The organism is Paludisphaera sp. (assembly GCF_037189885.1).
GTDB lineage: Bacteria > Planctomycetota > Planctomycetia > Isosphaerales > Isosphaeraceae > Paludisphaera.
In genome coordinates, this window is the sequence record NZ_JBBCIR010000017.1 from 1 (window position 1) to 16,982 (window position 16,982).

The following is a 16,982-nucleotide window of genomic DNA, read 5'->3' on the forward strand; positions in this document are numbered from 1 at the left end:
TGCTCTGTAGAAAACCCATAGTCGCACGATCATAACGTTGAGAGTGATGGCCCGGAGGATGATCTCGCGGGCCTGGGACGGTTCCGTCCGCGCGCGGAGCGCCGAGCCCAGATGACGCTTGATCATCGAGTTCACCGTCTCGACCTGCCACCTCTGGCCGTACCTGCGCTTGAAGGCCGCGAACCGCTCCCGCATCACCCGCCGCCAGCGGCCGGCGGGCGGCTTGTCCGACGGCCGGCCCCGCGTGGGCGGGACGATCGTCCGCACGCCCCGCGAGCGGACCGCCTCGTGGACCCATTCGGCGTCGAAGTCGGCGTCGGCGAGCAGCGTCCCGATCCTCGCCCGCCCGATCGCCCGGACGAACGCCCTCCGGAACTGCGCCAGGTCCGAGCCCGGCCCGCGCCCCGTCGCCGCCGACAGGATCATATGGCTCTGGCAATCGACCACGAAGACGACCTTCGGGAAGTGCGAATAGACGCGGCCCGCGTCCGGGTCGCCGCGGGCCCGTCGCCTGGAGAAATAGCGGCTGACGTGGCGGGATTCCAGGCCGGTGCCGTCGACCGCCGCCAGGCGGACGCGGCGCCTCCGCGTCCCGTCCTTCCGCGCCCGTTCGAGCACGGCGTCGAACATCAACCGGCCCGGCCGTGCGGCCAGGAGCCGTGCGGCGGCCTTCTGGAAGGTGGTGTAGTGCGGCGCCGCCTTCAGGCCGATCGACCAGCAGAGCGCCGGGTGGTCGGCGAGGTGGGCCGCGAGCCCCCTGTAGTCGACCTTGAGGAACTCCTTCAGGACCAGGCAGGCCAGGAGTTGCGGCTGGGTGAACTTCTTCGGGCTGTACTTGTGCCGATGGTCGGGCAGCGCGGCGCGGGCCGCCTCATAAGCAGTATGCAGGACGCGACGCGGGGATTTGCTCGTCTTCACAACTCATACTACGGAACCTCGTCGACGCCGGTTCACCGGTTTCCTACAGAGCATGTGACCATACCTATGCCCGGGGGGAGAGGGGACGCGCGTTCCACGTTTGGTGGACATGGAGCGTCGGCCGAGCCCGTCGCAATTCATTCGACGCTCATCGACCACTGCCCCGACAATCGACATAACCGCCCTCAGCAAACACGGCTTCCCTTCAAGCCCGCGTGACTTTAGTAAAAATGGGTTGCCTGGGCAACTACTCGCGCTAAGGTTGATTCAGACGTCATAGAGCCTGAATCCTGTCACCTTTCGCGAGTCGATCCGATGGCGATGGCGAGTCTCACCCTGATCCTGGCGGCCTCGGTCGGGATCCATGCCGGGCATGTCGAGGCGGGCGGCGACTGCCGAGGGTGCGGCGAGACCGACGCGGCGGTCCGGGCGAAGGTCGAGAAGTTGCAAACGGCCTGCCTGTGGGTCGCGCGACGCAAGGCCGCGCGCGAGCTTGGGGGCTACGACTGGGAGAGTCATCCCGAGGCCGTCGAGGCGCTGGCCGCAGCGGTCCTGCACGACCGCCAATGCCTGGTGCGCCAGGAGGCCGCGGCGTCGCTGGGCAAGATGCGGCCGTGCCTGCCGATCGCTCACGAGGCGCTGGCCCGCGCGGCGGAGACCGATTCCAGCCTGATCGCGCGCCACGCGGCGAAGAAGGCCCTGAAGTCGGTGGGCAAGGGGTGCGTCCAGGCGTGCGACGTTTGCGGGCCGGGGTCGTCGGACTTCGACGAATTCGTGCCGCCCCTCGGGGCCGAGCCGGGAGAGATCATCGTCCCTTCCGCGCCCGAGACCATGCTCGACCCGCTCGCGCCGACGACCCTGAGCGTCCCGGCCGTCCCGATGACGCCGTCGCCGTTCGCGCCGGTCGAGGCCGTGCCCGCGCTGCCGCCGCCACGCCGCGGCTCGATGCCGACGATCCGGCCCGAGGACTCGATCCCGCTCGTCGCCCCGGAAACGCCGATCGACCGCTACGCCCCGCCCGGCGGGCCGCCGACGCCGATGGACCTCCCCGCCCCCGAGCCCGGCTGGCCGCGCTGAGCGTCAGCCGCAGTCCGGGCAGGCGACCGGCGGCGGCGCCTGCTGGGTCGCGTTCATGACGCGGAGCCGTTCCACGCGCGCCGCCGAGCATGACGGACAGCGCGGGATGGCCTCGACGCCCCAGAGGTCGGCGAAGACCCGCCCCGCGCCAAGCGACAGCCCGTATTCCGTCGCCGCCTCCAGCGAGGCGAGCGACGGCGGCGCGTAGTCGCCGGAGGCCGCCAGCGCCTCCATCGCGCCGTTGCCCCCGCGCGTGGGGATCAGCGAGCAGACGGCCGCGCCGCAATCGAACGCGAAGTCGAGCGACCGCTTCGCCCACTCCAGCCCCTCGGCCTCCGTCAGCCATGGCGGTCGCACGAGGATGAAGACGCGCAGCGACATGCCGTGCTCGGCCAGGAACCGCGAGGCGCGGCGGAATCCGTCGAGCGTCAGCCGCTTGTTGAGCCGTTCGAGGACCTCGGGGTGGACCGTCTCCAGCCCCATCGCGACCTCCAGGGGCTTCCCCAAAAGGTCGCGGAACTCCAGCGCCCGCCGGCCGAGCGCCGAGGGGTGGCACTCGACGATGGTCCCCCGGAACGGCGCGGCCAGCCGCGCGACCCCCGGGTATTCCGACGGCGGGATCGCGCGGGGGTCGAAGAAGCTGCCGGCGTTGTAAAGCTTCAGCTCCGACCGCTCGGGGACCAGCCCCGGCATGCGATCGAGCGCGTACCGCGTCTGCTCCGCGATGGCGCCCGGCGGGACGGTCTCCTCCAGCGTGTCGCGCCAGAGGTCGCACATCAGGCAGCGCCAGGGGCATTCGCGGTTGGTGAGGAAGATCGTGGCGACGTCGACCGCCGGCCCGCCCGACGGCCCCGGCTCCGACTCGACCAGGAAGGCATAGGGCCGCCGCGGGTCGAGAGGGTTCCGGGGGGGCCGGCGTTCCAGGATCCAGCGGTCCCGGTCGGCCGGCGCGTCGGGGTATGGGGCGTGGTCCGGCGGGCTCACGTCGTCGGCATCGCGTTGCCGCTGACGCGCTCCGCGAACGGCGACCAGGCGACCTTCAGCCGCTCCTCCCACTGGCGCAAGAAGACCTGCCGGCACCAAGACTTGCTCACCTTCCAGCCGCGGTAGGAATCCCCCGCGCCGTCCTGGAACCGCCGCTTGGGGAAGATCGGCATCTTCACGCCCAGCACCGACTCCACCCCCGCGCCGACGACGTCGGCCTTGAGCGTGTCGAGCCGGCTCGCGTCTCCATTGAGCCAAAGCTCGAAGGGCATGGCCGCGGCGCGGGCGATGACGCCCCGCGTGGTGTACGGGCTGAACGCCTCGAACCCCAGTCGCCGCGCCGGGGCGTAGGTGCGCGTGTACGACCGCGAGAGCCCGCCCGAGTACGTCAGGCTGTGCTTCACGGCGTCGATCCCCCAGCCCTCCTGGTAGAGCAGCGGGTTGCGCAGGACGCTGGAGATGGTGAGGTCGGAGTCCTCCAGCGGGTACGACTTGAGGTTCTCGTCGCCGCCGTCGCCGTCGATCAGGTGGCGGACCGACGGGTCGCGCTGGCGGATCGCCTTCAGGAGCATCAGCGACGTGGCCGCGCACTCGACGTCGAGGGGGTGGTAGTCCTCGATGGTCGCGATCGCCTCCTCCAGGTCGGGCGTCGCCCCTTCGAGCGGGACGCGCTCCCACTGGTCGCTCAGCCCCATCTCGGCGGCCCAGCGCCCGGCCTGCGCGGCGTCCTCGCCGCCGCCGAGGTCCAGCGTGTAGGCGCGGGCGAGGTTCGGGTCGCGGCCCAGGTCGGCCAGGGCCTTGCGGGCGATGAGGAACGTCGAGCCGCTGTCGACGCCGCCGGAGAACAGGATCGCGATCCGCTCGCCGTCGGGCACGCGGGCGATCCACGACCGCGCCGACTCGTAGGCCGCGCGGACGTAGGCGTCGCCGGCCGCCTCGATCTCGCGCGGGCCCTGGGCGACCTCCGGGTCGAAGAACCGATGGTAGCGCGGGTTCGGGTCCGGGCAGCCCACCTGGTCGATCTCGACGAGGTAGTGCGCCGGGATCATCCGCGTGTACAGCGGGTCGAACTGCCAGCCGATCTTCAGCGAGCAGCAGTACTCGTACAGGGCGTCGATCCGGTCCGAGACGATCAGGTAGGGCCCGTGGTGGCGCTTGGCGACGAAGTAGCGCAGCGGCAGGCCGATCGTCCGCGCCAGGCGCACGGTGCAGCCCTCGCGGGCGACCGCCGCGAAGTGCCCGTCGGTCGCCCCCAGCCGCGCGACGTCGGCGCGGTCGACGGCCGATTCCACCTCGGCCAGCGTCGCCCCGGTGAGCCCCGACTCGCGGGGTCCGATCAGGTCGTCCAGCCTCTCGACGCCTTGCAACATGGTCCGATTCTCCTCGGGATGATGGGGTTGTCCGGGTCAGGCGGTGGTCGGCGCCGTCGCCGGCGTCGGCTCGCGCCTGGCGCGGGGGTCCGGCGTGGGCGCGGGGCATCGCAGCCAGAGGTCGATCATGAAGGCCGTCGGGCCGACCAGGAACAGGGCGTAGTACGGCGCGTGGACGACGCGGTTGAGCCGCAGGATCATCTCGGCCACGGCGATCAGGAACGCGACGAGGATCTGCCCCCGCTTCGACCGCACGGTCGTCGGCGGGTCGGTGATCATGAAGAATATGAACAGTTGATACATCGGCCCGGTGATCGGCGCCACCTGCGCCAGGAACGGCTCGCCGGTGACCAGGCTCCGGACGAACGCCAGCGCCACGAACGACGAGGCGTAGGTCGCGCAGATGTGGAACCGGCGCAGCCGCCAGATGATCAGCGAGCCGATCGTCCACACCACGAGCATCGGCCAGAGCGTGTTCCCCCACTGGACGCTCAGCGAGGCGACCGTCGCCGGCGCGAGGAACAGCATCACGCTCACGCCCAGGTTCGACGGGTTCCAGAGGTGCCGCCCGCGCCACCGGATCGCGTACTTCGAGGCGATCGAGATCCACGAGCAGAGGACGTAAGGCCAGAACGCCGGCGACCGCAGCAGGATGCCGACGCTGATCCCGGTGATGTACGAGCTGGCCAGGTGGGGCCACTTGCGCAGGAGCAGCCGGCTCAGGACCAGCTCCATGAGGATCGAGGCACCGATCGCCAGCAGCGTCCGGGTGAAGCTCTCCAGGAACCCGAACCCCACCTGCCCCACCAGCAGGATCAGCGTGATGAGCAGCGGCGGCAGGTAGCGGTTGTTGAACGAGAGGTAGTCGCGCGCGAACGCCCGGAGCCGCGACGGCGGGGTCGGCGCGGGGGGCGCGGGCTGGGTCTCGGTCAGGACGGAGGCCGACATCAGGATTCCTCCACGGTATGGACCCGCCCCGGCTCGGGGGCCTCGATCACCTGCTCGCGCCCGGACGGCCAGCGGATCACCGCCCGCTCCACCCCGGCGTCCTTCCCCAGCCCGAAGTGCAGCCGGCGCGGCTGCTGGGCCGAGTAGCCCACCCCGCCGGTGACCTGCTGCAGCTGCACCCGACCGCCCCAGTGTAGCCGCACCTCCGCGCCGATGGCGCTGGTGTTCGGCGCGGCGCCCCGGAGGTCGAAGCCGATCCAGCCGTTCGCCGGGTCGACGTCGTTCCTGTAGATCAGCAGCGGCCCCCGCTGGTTGGCGACGACCAGGTCGAGCGCGCCGCGGTTCCAGAGGTCGGCCAGCACCACGGCGCGGCCGTCGTGCAGGTCGGTGTAGCCGACGGCCTGCGAGACCTCGGAGAACCGCCCCGCGCCGTCGTTGAGCCAGACCTTCTTCTGCTGGTAGCCGGACAGGCTCTTGCCCTTCATCGCCGGCCAGTTCTTCGCGTCGGCGATGATCGACCCGTGGCCGCCGGCGATGATGGAGTAGTCGTACCAGTAGCTGGCGTCGCGCGCGTCGGAGACGTAGCCGTTGGTCAGGACGAGGTCCTGCGTGCCGTCGTTGTTCATGTCGCCGAACTGGGCGCCGAAGCTCCAGCCCCCCAGCTCCACGCCCAGGGCGTCGGCCAGGTTCTCGTACTTCAGCCCGTCGCCCGACGTCCCCTCCTTGGGGACCCAGAGGTTGTTCCCCTGGATGAGCACCCCTTCCTCGGAGATGTTGGTGACGTAGACGGAGAACCGGCCGTCGTTGAAGACGTCGCCGAACGCCACGTTCATGCCGCTCTTGGGGGAGAAGCCCACGCCGGTCTCCCGGCCGATCTCGCGGAAGCGTTCGCCGCCGTCGTTGGCGAACAGCTCGGAGACGCCGTAGTCGTTGGCGACGAACAGGTCGGGGAAGCCGGTGCCGCGGAGGTCGGCCGCCGCGGCGCACAGCGACCACCGCCGGCTGTCCAGGCCGACGTCCGCCGTCACGTCGCGGAACTTGCCGTCGCCCAGGTTGCGTAGCAGCCGATTGCCCCCGCCGTTCCTGGCGTACTCGAAGCTCTCCGGCATCACCTTCGTCGTGTCGAGGCGCCAGAGGTCCAGCTCGTCGCCCCAGTAGCCCCCCAGGAACAGGTCGACGCGGCCGTCGCGGTCGTAGTCCAGCCACGTCGCGCAGCCGACGTTCATCCAGGCGGGGATCCCGGTCCCCTCGGTCGCCCGGACGAAGCCCTTCCCGCCGTCGTTGCGGAACAGCTCGGACTTGCCCCACTTGTAGAGGAACATGTCGTCATAGCCGTCGCCGTCGAAGTCGGCCCAGACGGTCCCCATGGAGACGCCGGTCCCCTCGCGGTTCAGGTCGGCCACGCCCATCGCCGGGGCGACGTCCTCGAACGTCCCGTCGCCGCGGTTGCGGTAGAGGCGGTTGAGGCTCCCCTCGCCGCTGCTGGTGACGTACAGGTCGATCCAGCCGTCGCGGTCGAAGTCGACGGCCGAGACCCCCGCGCCCATCGAGGCGATCTGGGGCATGATGTGGTCGAGCTTGGGATCGAGCTTGGGCGCGACGTGGACGAAGTCGATCCCGGCCGACTTCGACACCTCCTCCAGCTTCAGCCCGTACCGCGCCCGGGCGTCGCCCCTCCCCGGGGCCGACGCGGACCGCGAGGCCGACGGCGCGTTCCCGCGCGCCGGGCCCCCGTCGACGTTCCCCGTCACGGTCTTGTGGTTGAGGATCGGGACGGCGGCGACGAGCCCCACGAACAGGATGATTGCGGCGATCCGGCCGCGATCGATGCCCATGAAATCCTCCGGTCGGCTCAGGGGGTCGCGATCGCCCGGGGCCGAAGCCCGTCGCGAAAGACCCCGGGGATGACGATGCGCGTATGATACCGTTCCCAGTCCGCCGGGTTGGCCCGGTAGACCGGGTCGTCCTCCAGCTCGCCCGGCGGCGTGTCGTAGGCGGGATTCGCGTGCGACGGCAGCGGGAGGACCGTCTTCGAGAAGGCCGTGTTGTAGTCGCCGTCCTTGTTCCAGCCGTCCCCGATCAGCACGAAGTCGCGGCGGCGCCCCGGCGCGGGCGGCCCCGGCGCGGGGAACCGCAGCGCCAGCTCGTCCCCCGCGTTGGCGATGATGTAGCGGTCGTCCACGCGCTCGATCAGCTCGCGGACGTCGCCGAAGCGGGTATAAAGTCCGATCAGGTCGTTCCATCGCTGGGAAGACCCGGTGAACACGTCATAACGCGGGATTTCCGGCGAGCTTTCGTCCGCCTGGGTCATCAGCGAGTACCCCCGCATTCGAAGCTCGGCCGTGGTCGGCGCCAGCCGCGTCGTCTCCAGGGCCGACGGATCGACCGGGCGCGCGAAGCCGAGCGCGTCCCAGAAGACTTCCAGGTTGGTCCGCAGCCGCAGCTTTCGCGGGGCCCCTTCCCGGAATACGCCGTCCAGGGGGATCAGGATCGTCTTGTCCTTGCCGGCGGGGAATCCCAGGTCGTCGCGGACGACGTCCCAGCCGCCGTCGGCCGTCGCGACCTCCAGCGAGAGCCCGCGCGGGGGCTCGTGGCCCCCCTGCCCCAGCGCGACGTTGATGGAGCTGTCGGTCGGGTGGATCCAGCCCTCGGCCACCAGCACGAGCGGGCCGTCGCCCGGGACGTCGGCGCCGGCCTCGACCTCGACCCAGTGGTCGCGCGTCACCCCCTGGTAGAAGCCCCGGCCGAAGCCGTCTAGCCGCTTGTCGTCGCGGGCGCGGACGACCTCCGTCACGTCGCGCCCCCGGTCGTCCCGCGCCGAGGCGACCGGCACGGGCCGCGTCGTCGCGTGGACCTCCAGCCTCGGCGGCGTCATGGCGAACCGCTCGTCGACGTAAACCTCGACGTCCTCGGGATGGTCGACGACCATCAGCGAGACGTGATCCCAGTAGTGTGTTTCCCACAGCTCGGCCGTCACGCGGACGTCGTACTCGCCGTCGCGGGGGGCGAGTTGGTCGCCGCGGATCTTGATCCAGTCCTCCGTCTGCGCCACGCCGGCGGTATCCTGCGCGTTGATGCGGAGCCCCAGCGGCGACCGCCAGAGGAAGTCGGTGACGAACCGGACCTGCTCGCCGTCGAAGGCGTAGACGAACGGGCACGAGCCCTTGAGCCGCTGCTCCGCGACGACCGCGCGATCGGCCTCGATGTCGAACTCGGCCTGCGAGGTGCCGTTGGGCCAGACCACGCGGGCGACGTCGGCGCGTTCCCGCCTCCCCAGGCCGAAGTGGACGACCGGCCCCGCGATCACCTGCGTCTGGACGAGCAGCCCGGCGCGGACCTGGATCTCGCCGCCGACGCCGAACGAGTTGATGCGTCCGTCGCCGACCGCCTTGGCCGCGCGGGGGCGGATCGCCTGCCAGGCGTAGGACTCGACGCCTCGATTCACGCCACGCGCCGGCCGGCCGTCCGCGAGCCCGATCAGGTCGACCCGGCCGTCGCCGTCGAGGTCGGCCACGGCGTTCGTCCCCAGCGCGGGGGCGTGCTCGGGCGCGACGAACGAGCCCGCCTCCCCCCCCAGCCAGACGCTTGTCGACCCGGCGTCGGACGCGATCAGGTCGACACCGCCGTTGTTGTCGAGATCGGCGACGATCAGCCGCGCGTCGCCCGGCGCGGCCTCGCGAGGCCCCGCGAACCGGACGACCTCGGCGAGATCCCAGGCCTCCCCGTCGCCGCGGTCGGAGAGGCGGCGGATCGCGTCGCGGCCGAGCAAAAGCAGGTCCATCGCGGCGTCGGCGTTCAGATCGGCGATCGCCAGCGCGTCGACGGGGCCCAGGCCCTCGGGCGTCGCGCGGGGGACGAAGTGGCCGGCCCGCTCGTTGTCCAGGACGTGGACGACGCCCTTCGCGTCGAGCAGCGCGACGTCGGGGTCGCCATCGTGGTCGATGTCGATCCAGGCGAAGTCGCGAAGGTCGACCACCGACTCGAACGTGGGGATCGGCTCGAAGACGCCGTCGCCGTTGTTGCGCAGGACGATCGTGGCGCCGGAGCGGAGGCCGACGACGAAATCCAGGTCGCCGTCCAGTTCCACGTCGGCGGCCCAGACGCCGTGGGCGTCGGCGTCGCGGATCTCGGGGGGGAGCTTGGCGGCCTCGGTGACATCGACGAACGCGCCGGCTTCCTCTTGCCGGAGGATTCGGACGCCCCCCGCGCCGGCGAGGACGAGGTCGACTCGGTAGTCGGAGTCCCAGTCGGCGGCGGCGACGCCGTGGGGCGACGGCGGGACGGCCGAGGGGCCGCCGGGGAACGGGGCGACGGTCCCGGAGCCGTCGGCCTTGCGCAGCTCGCGGCCGTCGGCGGCCAGGACCGTCGGCGCGCCGCCGTCGGCGTCGGGGAGGAGGAACGCGGCGCCGGCCGGTCCCTCGCCGATCGGCTCGGCGGCGAACGTCAGCGCGAGGTCGGGGGGCGCGGGGGTCGCGGGGGGGTTCGGCAGCGCGAGGAACGCGTGGATCGGCTCGCCGACGGTCCCGACGGGGAGCATCAGGGCGTCCAGGCTCCGCCGGAACTCCGGGATCGTCACCAGGGCGTTGCGGAGCATGAGGACGCGCGTGGTCGCCGCGCGGGGGTCGGCGGCGGCGGCCTTGGCGAAGGCGTCGTACTGCTCGCGGATCCGCGAGGGCCAGGCCTTCGAAGGTCCCTCCAGCCGTCGGGCCACGTCCGCCAGGGCGTCGGCGTCGTCGAGCTTCGCCGCCATCCGCGCGCGGTCCAGCAGCGCCGCGACGTTGTCCGGAGCGATCGTCAGCACGTCGTCCAGCATGCGGAACGCCTCGGCGTCGTCCTCGCCGCGACGCTCCAATTCCTGCGCCAGCGCGTACCGCGATCGGAGGTCTTTCGGGTCGTGCTCGACGGCCCGGCGCAGGTGCTCGACGGCCGCGTCGAAGTCCCCCCGGCGCTGCTCCAGCAGGGCGAGCAGGCGGTCGACGGCGCCGCTGTCCGGCGCGAGGGCGTGGGCCCGGTCCAGGGCCGTCGCCGCCGCGTCGAAGTCGCCCAGCCGTATCTGGGCCAGCGCCAGGTTGGCCCAGGCGGCGGGCTCCTCGGGCGCGACCTCGACGGCGCGCGTCATGGCGTCGCGGGCGATCGCGGTGGCGTCGGTGTCCAGCGCCGCGACCCCGGTGGAGAACGCCGAGACGGCCTCCTCGTACCGCGGCGAGCCCGGCGCCATCCCGCCGCCCCCCCGGATCGCGTACCACGCGACGACCCCGGCCGCGACGGCCAGCGCCGCCGCGAGCGCCCCGGCGATCCCGATCCCTCGACGGCTCACGGCGCGTCCCCCTCGGCCTCGGCTTCGACCTCGGCGCGGTCGTCGCCGGCGAGGTGCATCATCTCCAGGATCTCGGAGCGAAGCTCCAGGAACCGGGGGTCGTTGCGATGGCGGGGGCGTTCCAGCGGCACGTCCATCACGCGCTCGATCCGCCCCGGCCGGGGGGTCATGACGACGATCCGGTCGCACATGTACAGGGCCTCGTCGATGTCGTGCGTGACCAGGACGGTCGTGGTGCGCCGCGCCCGCCAGATGCGGACGACCTCGTCCTGCATCCTCATGCGGGTGAACTGGTCGAGCGCCCCCAGGGGCTCGTCCAGGAGCAGCACCTTCGGGTGGTTGATGAGCGCGCGCGCCAGCGCTGCGCGCTGGGCCATGCCGCCGGAGAGCTGGTGCGGGTAGCTGTCGGCGAACGGCTCCAGGCCGGTCAGCCGCAGGTATTCGTCGACCTCGGCCCGATGCTCGCGGAGGACGCCACGAGCCGCCGGGCCGGTCTCGATGTTGCGCCTGACGGTCTTCCAGGGGAACAGGTTGGGATCCTGGAACATCAGCCCGCGCTCGGCGCCGGGGCCCTCGATCGGCCGCGAGCCGACCCGCAGCGAGCCCGACGTCGGCCGCTCCAGGCCTGCGATCATCCGCAGGAGGGTCGACTTGCCGCAGCCGCTGGGGCCGATGAGCGCGACCATCTCCCCCGCCGCGACGTCCAGCGTCACGCGGTCGAGCGCCTCCACCCGGACGCCGTCGGCCCGTCGGAACGCCTTGGACACGTCGCGGACGTGCAGCGACGCCGGCTCGGCCGCCGTCTCGGCTCGCGCCGTCACCATCGGATCGCCCCCTTCTGCCACCCCATCGCCCGGTCCCGGGCCTTGAACAGCAGCGTCATCAACCCCGAGAAGAACAGCGACATGATCACGAGCGCCGCGTAGACGTGCGGGTATTCCAAGTAGCCTTGCTTCCACTTGAGGTACCACCCCAGGCCCGAGGAGACGCCCAGGGTCTCGGCCACGATCAGCGTGAGGAACGCGGCGCCCATCCCCATGAACAGGCCGAGGAAGACGCTGGGCAGGGCCGAGGGGAGCGCGACGCGGAAGATCAGGTGCGCCCGCCCGGCGCCCAGCGTCCGAGCCACGTCCAGGTAGGCGGCCGGCACGTCGGCCACGCCGGAGCAGGTCAGCATCGTGACCGGGAACCAGACCGCCACGGCGATCAGCGCGACGCCCGAGGCGAAGGCGTCGGGGAACATCACCATCGCCAGCGGGACGTAGGCCGTCGCCGGGATCGGCCCCACCAGCTTCAGCAGCGGCATGCCCCAGTATCGCGCCGACCTGGACCAGCCGATCACGATGCCGCAGGCCAGCCCGGCCGCCGCCCCGGCCGCGTAGCCGCAGGCCAGCAGCCGGAGCGAGTGGAACGCGCTGAGGCCCAGCGCGTCGCGGTCTTCCCACATCGCGCCCAGGACCCGCTCGGGGTCGGGGAAGTACGGCATCGGCAGCCACGCCAGCTTGAGCGTCAGGAGGTCCCACGCCGCGAGCGTCAGGATGATCCCCGCCGCCAGCGGGGAGCGATACCTCGCCCACGCGCCGAGCTTGCCTGAGGTCCGGCGCAGGGCGGCCATGGCGAGCGATCCGGCCAGCATCGCCGCCATCAGCCCGACGAACATCCGGCCCGAGGAGGGGGGCTGCCTGTCGGGGAGTGCCAGGTGGAGGGCCAGCGTCAGGGCCGCCGCGACGGCCGGCGCCGGCGCCCAGGCCGGCGACGACAGGCCGCGCCCCCGCTCGGCCCCGTCGGGGTCGACGTGGGCCGGGGTGGGGGCCGATGGTTCCGCGAGGATGGTCGCCAACGTCTTCGGGCTCCTTGTCAACGGCCGCAGAGGTCGGCGTCGGGGGACATCGCGCAACCGGGGCAGAGGATGGAATGCAGGTCCGTCTCCCCCGCGACCAGCTCCACGATCCGCTCGTCGTCGAGCATCGGGAGGCGTCCGCCGCCGGCGACCTCCTCCACCTTCAGCCCCCGGATCCAGTCGTCGGTCACGCCTTCCAGGTCGAGCCACGCCCGCGCGGCGAGGTCGTCCGGGTCGGTGCCGGCGTTGAGCAGGCCGGCCGTCTTCATCTCCCTCGCCGCCGAGCCCAGGCTGTCGCGGCAGCCGGAGACGCTGGGCATGAACTTGAGCTTGGCCAGGGCCAGGCCGTTCAGCTCGGCCGAGGACGCGACGTACTTCTTCTCCACCGCCATCTCGGCCGCCGCCCTCGGGTTCGTGTCGACCCAGAGGGCCCCCTTCAGCAGCGCCCGCGTCACGGCCGCCGCGGCCTTCGGGTTGCTCGCGGCGAACTTGCCGCTGAGGACCGTGGCGCAGCAATATTCGTCGTCGTAGGGCTCGTCGACCGCCTGGTCGGCGATCGTCCGCACCTTCGCCTGGGCCGAGAGGATCGACCCCATCGGCTCGGAGTTGGCCACGGCGTCGACCTGGCCCTTCTCCAGCGCGATCTTCATCAGCTCGGGGGCGACGACGACCCAGTTGACGTCGGTCCGGGGGTCGAGGCCCTGGGAGGCCATGGCCCGGCTGGTGAACAGGAACGGCGGGCTCCCCATGTTCGGGATGCCGATCTTCTTCCCCTTCAGGTCGGCCAGCGAGTTCGCGGGCGAGCCCTCGGGGACCTGCGTCCGGAGGCATCCCGAGTGGACGCCGCCGGTGATCTTGACGTCCAGCCCCTGCTCGATCGGCTTGAGCAGGTACATGATCAGCGTGTAATTCGCGTCGAACTTCCCCAGCCCCAGGCCGTCTCGCAGGCCGTCCCAGTCGGTCTTCACGAACTCGACGTCCAGGCCCTCTTCCGCGAAGTAGCCCTTCTCCTGGGCGACGAACATGGCCGCCTCGCACGTCAGGCCGAGGTAGGCCAGCTTCACCTTGCCGGGCCCGTCGGACGCCGACGACGCCTCGGGCTCCGACTCGCCGCCGCATCCGGCCGCCAGCAAGGCCAGCCCGGCCGCCGCCGCCAACCCCATCAGGATTCGGGGGCTCTTCCGATGGTCCATCGACGCTTCCTCCGCGAAAATGAGATCAGGACCCAGACGCACGGGCGCGCCCCCGGTGGCTCGATCGAGCCGACGAGGAGCGACCGGGATGGAGGCGCGACGGCGCGAACGCGACCGCGGCGCGGACGGCGAGCGGGCGCGGACGGGCCGTCAGCCGGCGAAGGCGAGCCCTCGCGGGGGGTGGAAGACGCCCGCGAGGGGCGGATTGGTCCAGCGCGCGCGGGCCTCGGGCGCGGCGGGGGCCGCCGTCGGGTCGGGCTCGCGAGGCGCCGCGCCGATCGCGGGCCACTCCGCCCGGAGCGGGGCCGGGGCGGGCGAGGGGGGGGCCGAGGCCGGCTCGGGGTCCGACGAGCAGAGCGGCCCGGAGCATCCCCCGCGGGGGTCGCCGAAGGGGACGCTCGCGGCGTGGGCCAGGGAATCGGCCCGGTCCGGCGGGGTCGCCAGCGCCCCCAGGGAGCGGAGGTTCTCCAGCGTCGGCCCGACCGCGGCTCGATCGCCGCCGGCGTCCCGGTGGCAGCCCGCCGTCGCCTCGGCCGGCGCGCACGCGATGGCGACCAGGAGCGTCAGGGCGGCTCCGGCCAGGCTGCGTCGCATGCGGGTCGACGGGAGGAAACCGGCCACGCGAGGATCTCGATCGCCGAAGGGTAAGCGTCGTCGGGGCTTCGCGCCGACGATTCCGTGAATTGCTCGATTTCGAGCATAAGCGACGCTCGCCCGATCGGCAAGGTCCCCGGCCGCGAGTCGCCCCGCCCCTCCCTCATCACCGGCGTGGGCGAGCAACGCCGAACGCCCGGCGAAACCCCTTTCAATGGGAGACGATGTCCCGGGCCGCGCGCCGCGCCGAGAGGCCCTGTCGGCTCCGCTCGGGGGCGAATTACCCGGCGTGGGATTCCTTCGCGTCCGCCCGGGCGATCAATCGGCCGATCGCGGCGAGCCGTCGTCGATCCGTGAGCACCTGGGGCACGAGCGTCGTGGCGACCGAACCATCGGGGTTGAGGACCACGATTTTCAGCCTGTTCCTGTCGGTAATGTGATCGGACACTTTCTCCGCGCGCAGGGCCGACCAGGGGACGCACACCGTCCGCGTCATGGGAAGCCCGAGCGCCGATCGCATGGCGAAAGCCATGCCGTCGTCGGTCGCCAGGTACGCGATCTTCGGCGTCGTCAGCCCACCGATGCCTTCCGCATGGAAGGAGGCCCATGGCTTGGAGCGGTCATAACGGGGGTCGTCATCCCCGACGCGATACTCGGTCGGGAAGCCGAGCGTGGTCCCGACGATACACCTGGATACCCACGAAAACAGGGCGTCGTAGCTGATATAGATGAATAACGGGCCGGCAAGCATGAACGCGAATTTGATCACGATCTCCATGGCCAGCCGCTCCCGACGAGGTTCGACATGATCGGTGCCCCCGGCTCGTCCGCGTCACATGACGGTCGACGGGATGAAATCGGTGGCCGAATCGATCGCTCTTGAAGCCAGCCGACGCGCCCGATCGGCAAGGGCCACGGCCGCGACTCGACCCGCCCCACCCCTCCCTCATCCCCGGCGCGACATGTTCCAGATCAACCACAGGCTCAAAGCCACGCCGAGCCCGTAGCCCACCTGCGCCAGCGTAGTCGCGCCGCCGCGGTAGATCAACGACGAGGAGACCAGGAGCCCGGTGATGACGATGCCCACGGCCAGGGTATTCGCCGCCCGCGTCAGCTGCTTCACCAGCCGCTCGAAGCCCTGGAGGTCGAACTTCACGTTCAGCTCGCCGCGCTTGATCGACTCCAGCGAGTGGCTGAGGAGGTCCGGCAGCAGCGTGGCGATGCGCTGGAGGTCCTGGACGATGGCGGTCGCCTGTCGCGCCAGCCGCGACGGGGTGAACCGCCGCATCGCCAGCTTGCGGAGCCTCGGCTTCAGCCGCCCGGCGATGTCGAACGCCGGGTCGAGCGCCCGGCCGGTCCCCTCGATCGTCACCAGCGAGCGGATCAGCAGGACCAGATCCGGCGGGATCGTCAGCCGATGCCGCCGGACGACCGCCACCAGCTCGCCGAGCAGGACCGACAGGTCGATCGACTCCAGCGAGAGGTCGCAATACGTCTGCACCAGCTCGCCGACGTCCCGGCGCAGCTCGCGGGGGTCGGCGTCCTCGCCCCGGACGTCCAGGTCGTCCAGCGTCGCGAGGACCCCGTCGACGTCCTGGGCCATCAGGGCGACGAGCAGGTCGGCGATGCGCTCGCGGGAGCGGAGGTCGAGCTGGCCGAACATCCCGAAGTCGAGCAGCGCGACCACGCCCCCCGGCAGGACGCGGAGGTTCCCGGGGTGGGGGTCGGCGTGGAAGAAGCCGAACTGGAAGATCTGCTTGATGAGGATCGCCGCGCCCCGATCCGCCACCTCCGCCGGGTCGAGCCCCAGCCGCCGGAGCCCCGGGACGTCGTCGACGCGGACCCCCTCGATGAACTCCATCGCCAGGACGCGGGGAGTGGAGAACTCCTCCACGACGAACGGGATCCGCGCCGTCGGGTCGTTGGCGAACTGGGCCTGGCACCGCTTGATCGTGCGCAGCTCGACGCCGAAGTCCAGCTCTCGCTTGATGGTGCGCTCGAACTCGCGGACCAGCGACATCGGCCGGTAGGCGGACAGGGCGGGGACGCGACGCTCGGCGAGCTGGGCCAGGTTCTTGAGGATGTCGAGGTCGGCGGCGACGACCTTGGAGATCTCCGGCCGGCGGACCTTCAGCGCCACCTCGCGGCCGTCGTGGAGCGTGGCTCGGTGGACCTGTGAGATCGAGGCGGCGGCGATCGGCGCGGGGTCGAACCGGGCGAAGCAGGCGTCGAGCGGCCGGCCGTACTCCTCCACGAGGATCGCCTCGGCCTGATCCGAGGGGAACGGCCGCACGTCGTCCCGCAGCGCGGCCAGCTCGTTGGTGTAGGCCTCCGGCAGCAGGTCGCGGCGGGTGGAGAGGACCTGGCCGAGCTTCACGAACGCGGGCCCCAGCTCCTCGCAGATCAGGCGGACCCGGCGGGGGCGGTCCAGCCCGGCGGCGGCCTCCCCCAGCGCCGCGCGCTCCAGCGGCCGGACGATCCCCTCCAGGCGAAGCGCGGCGACGACGTCCTGATAGCCGTAGCGAGCCAGGGTGCCGAGGATCTGCCGATAGCGCGGCAGGTCGCGCAGATGTCCGACGGTCTCGCGGATCAAGTCAAGGGGCCCCCGGCCCTCCCAGGGCCTCGCGACGACGACTTCCGGGGCCGCCGGCCCGTCCGCCTTGCGGAATCTTCAGGATTTGTTTAAACTCACGCTTATCGGTCGACATGATCCGGTCGACCAATCATCCCCGGGGATCCTT

At 71.7% G+C, this 16,982-nt stretch carries 13 protein-coding genes; 1 reads left to right on the forward strand and 12 read right to left on the reverse strand.

The genetic code is table 11. From position 1 onward, the window contains the following. Window positions 1–918, reverse strand: a 918-nt coding sequence (locus WG209_RS07060; RefSeq protein ID WP_337174318.1) for a transposase, incomplete at its 3' end; no start/stop codon positions are given. 315 nt (window positions 919–1,233) lie between these two features. On the opposite strand from WG209_RS07060, the gene WG209_RS07065 reads away from it, so the two are divergent. Further along, window positions 1,234–1,995, forward strand: a complete 762-nt coding sequence (locus tag WG209_RS07065) for a HEAT repeat domain-containing protein (RefSeq protein WP_337174319.1) — start codon at window positions 1,234–1,236, stop codon at window positions 1,993–1,995. Between the two features lie 3 nt (window positions 1,996–1,998). On the opposite strand, the gene WG209_RS07070 is transcribed toward WG209_RS07065, so the two are convergent. From WG209_RS07070 to WG209_RS07120, 11 genes are all read right to left on the reverse strand, one after another. Further along, window positions 1,999–2,979, reverse strand: a complete 981-nt coding sequence (locus tag WG209_RS07070) for a hypothetical protein (RefSeq protein WP_337174320.1) — start codon at window positions 2,977–2,979, stop codon at window positions 1,999–2,001. Then, entirely contained in the window at window positions 2,976–4,349 is a 1,374-nt protein-coding gene (locus WG209_RS07075; RefSeq protein ID WP_337174321.1) for an asparagine synthase-related protein, read from the reverse strand. Before WG209_RS07075 ends, WG209_RS07070 begins: the two co-directional genes overlap by 4 nt. A gap of 36 nt (window positions 4,350–4,385) precedes the next feature. After that, a complete protein-coding gene (locus tag WG209_RS07080; RefSeq protein WP_337174322.1) occupies window positions 4,386–5,297 on the reverse strand; it encodes a hypothetical protein in 912 nt (303 codons plus the stop codon). Next, window positions 5,297–7,132, reverse strand: coding sequence for a CRTAC1 family protein (locus WG209_RS07085; protein ID WP_337174323.1), 1,836 nt, complete (start codon window positions 7,130–7,132; stop codon window positions 5,297–5,299). The genes WG209_RS07080 and WG209_RS07085 overlap by 1 nt, the downstream gene beginning before the upstream one ends. A gap of 17 nt (window positions 7,133–7,149) precedes the next feature. Next, window positions 7,150–10,614, reverse strand: coding sequence for an FG-GAP-like repeat-containing protein (locus WG209_RS07090; protein WP_337174324.1), 3,465 nt, complete (start codon window positions 10,612–10,614; stop codon window positions 7,150–7,152). Further along, window positions 10,611–11,438: an ABC transporter ATP-binding protein gene (locus WG209_RS07095; RefSeq protein ID WP_337174325.1), complete on the reverse strand. Its 828-nt coding sequence runs from the start codon at window positions 11,436–11,438 to the stop codon at window positions 10,611–10,613. Before WG209_RS07095 ends, WG209_RS07090 begins: the two co-directional genes overlap by 4 nt. Further along, window positions 11,432–12,454 carry an ABC transporter permease subunit gene (locus tag WG209_RS07100; protein WP_337174326.1) on the reverse strand — a complete coding sequence of 341 codons (1,023 nt, stop codon included), beginning with the start codon at window positions 12,452–12,454 and terminating at the stop codon, window positions 11,432–11,434. The genes WG209_RS07095 and WG209_RS07100 overlap by 7 nt, the downstream gene beginning before the upstream one ends. Before the next feature lie 17 nt (window positions 12,455–12,471). After that, complete coding sequence (locus WG209_RS07105) at window positions 12,472–13,647, reverse strand: ABC transporter substrate-binding protein (protein WP_337174327.1); 1,176 nt, start codon at window positions 13,645–13,647, stop codon at window positions 12,472–12,474. Window positions 13,648–13,797: 150 nt separating this feature from the next. After that, window positions 13,798–14,268, reverse strand: a complete 471-nt coding sequence (locus WG209_RS07110; RefSeq protein ID WP_337174328.1) for a hypothetical protein — start codon at window positions 14,266–14,268, stop codon at window positions 13,798–13,800. Window positions 14,269–14,521: 253 nt separating this feature from the next. Continuing rightward, entirely contained in the window at window positions 14,522–15,019 is a 498-nt protein-coding gene (locus WG209_RS07115) for a hypothetical protein (protein ID WP_337174329.1), read from the reverse strand. A 168-nt stretch (window positions 15,020–15,187) separates the two neighbouring features. Then, window positions 15,188–16,834 (reverse strand): AarF/ABC1/UbiB kinase family protein, encoded by a 1,647-nt coding sequence (locus tag WG209_RS07120; protein WP_337174330.1) that lies wholly within the window; start codon window positions 16,832–16,834, stop codon window positions 15,188–15,190. Window positions 16,835–16,982 lie beyond the last annotated feature (148 nt).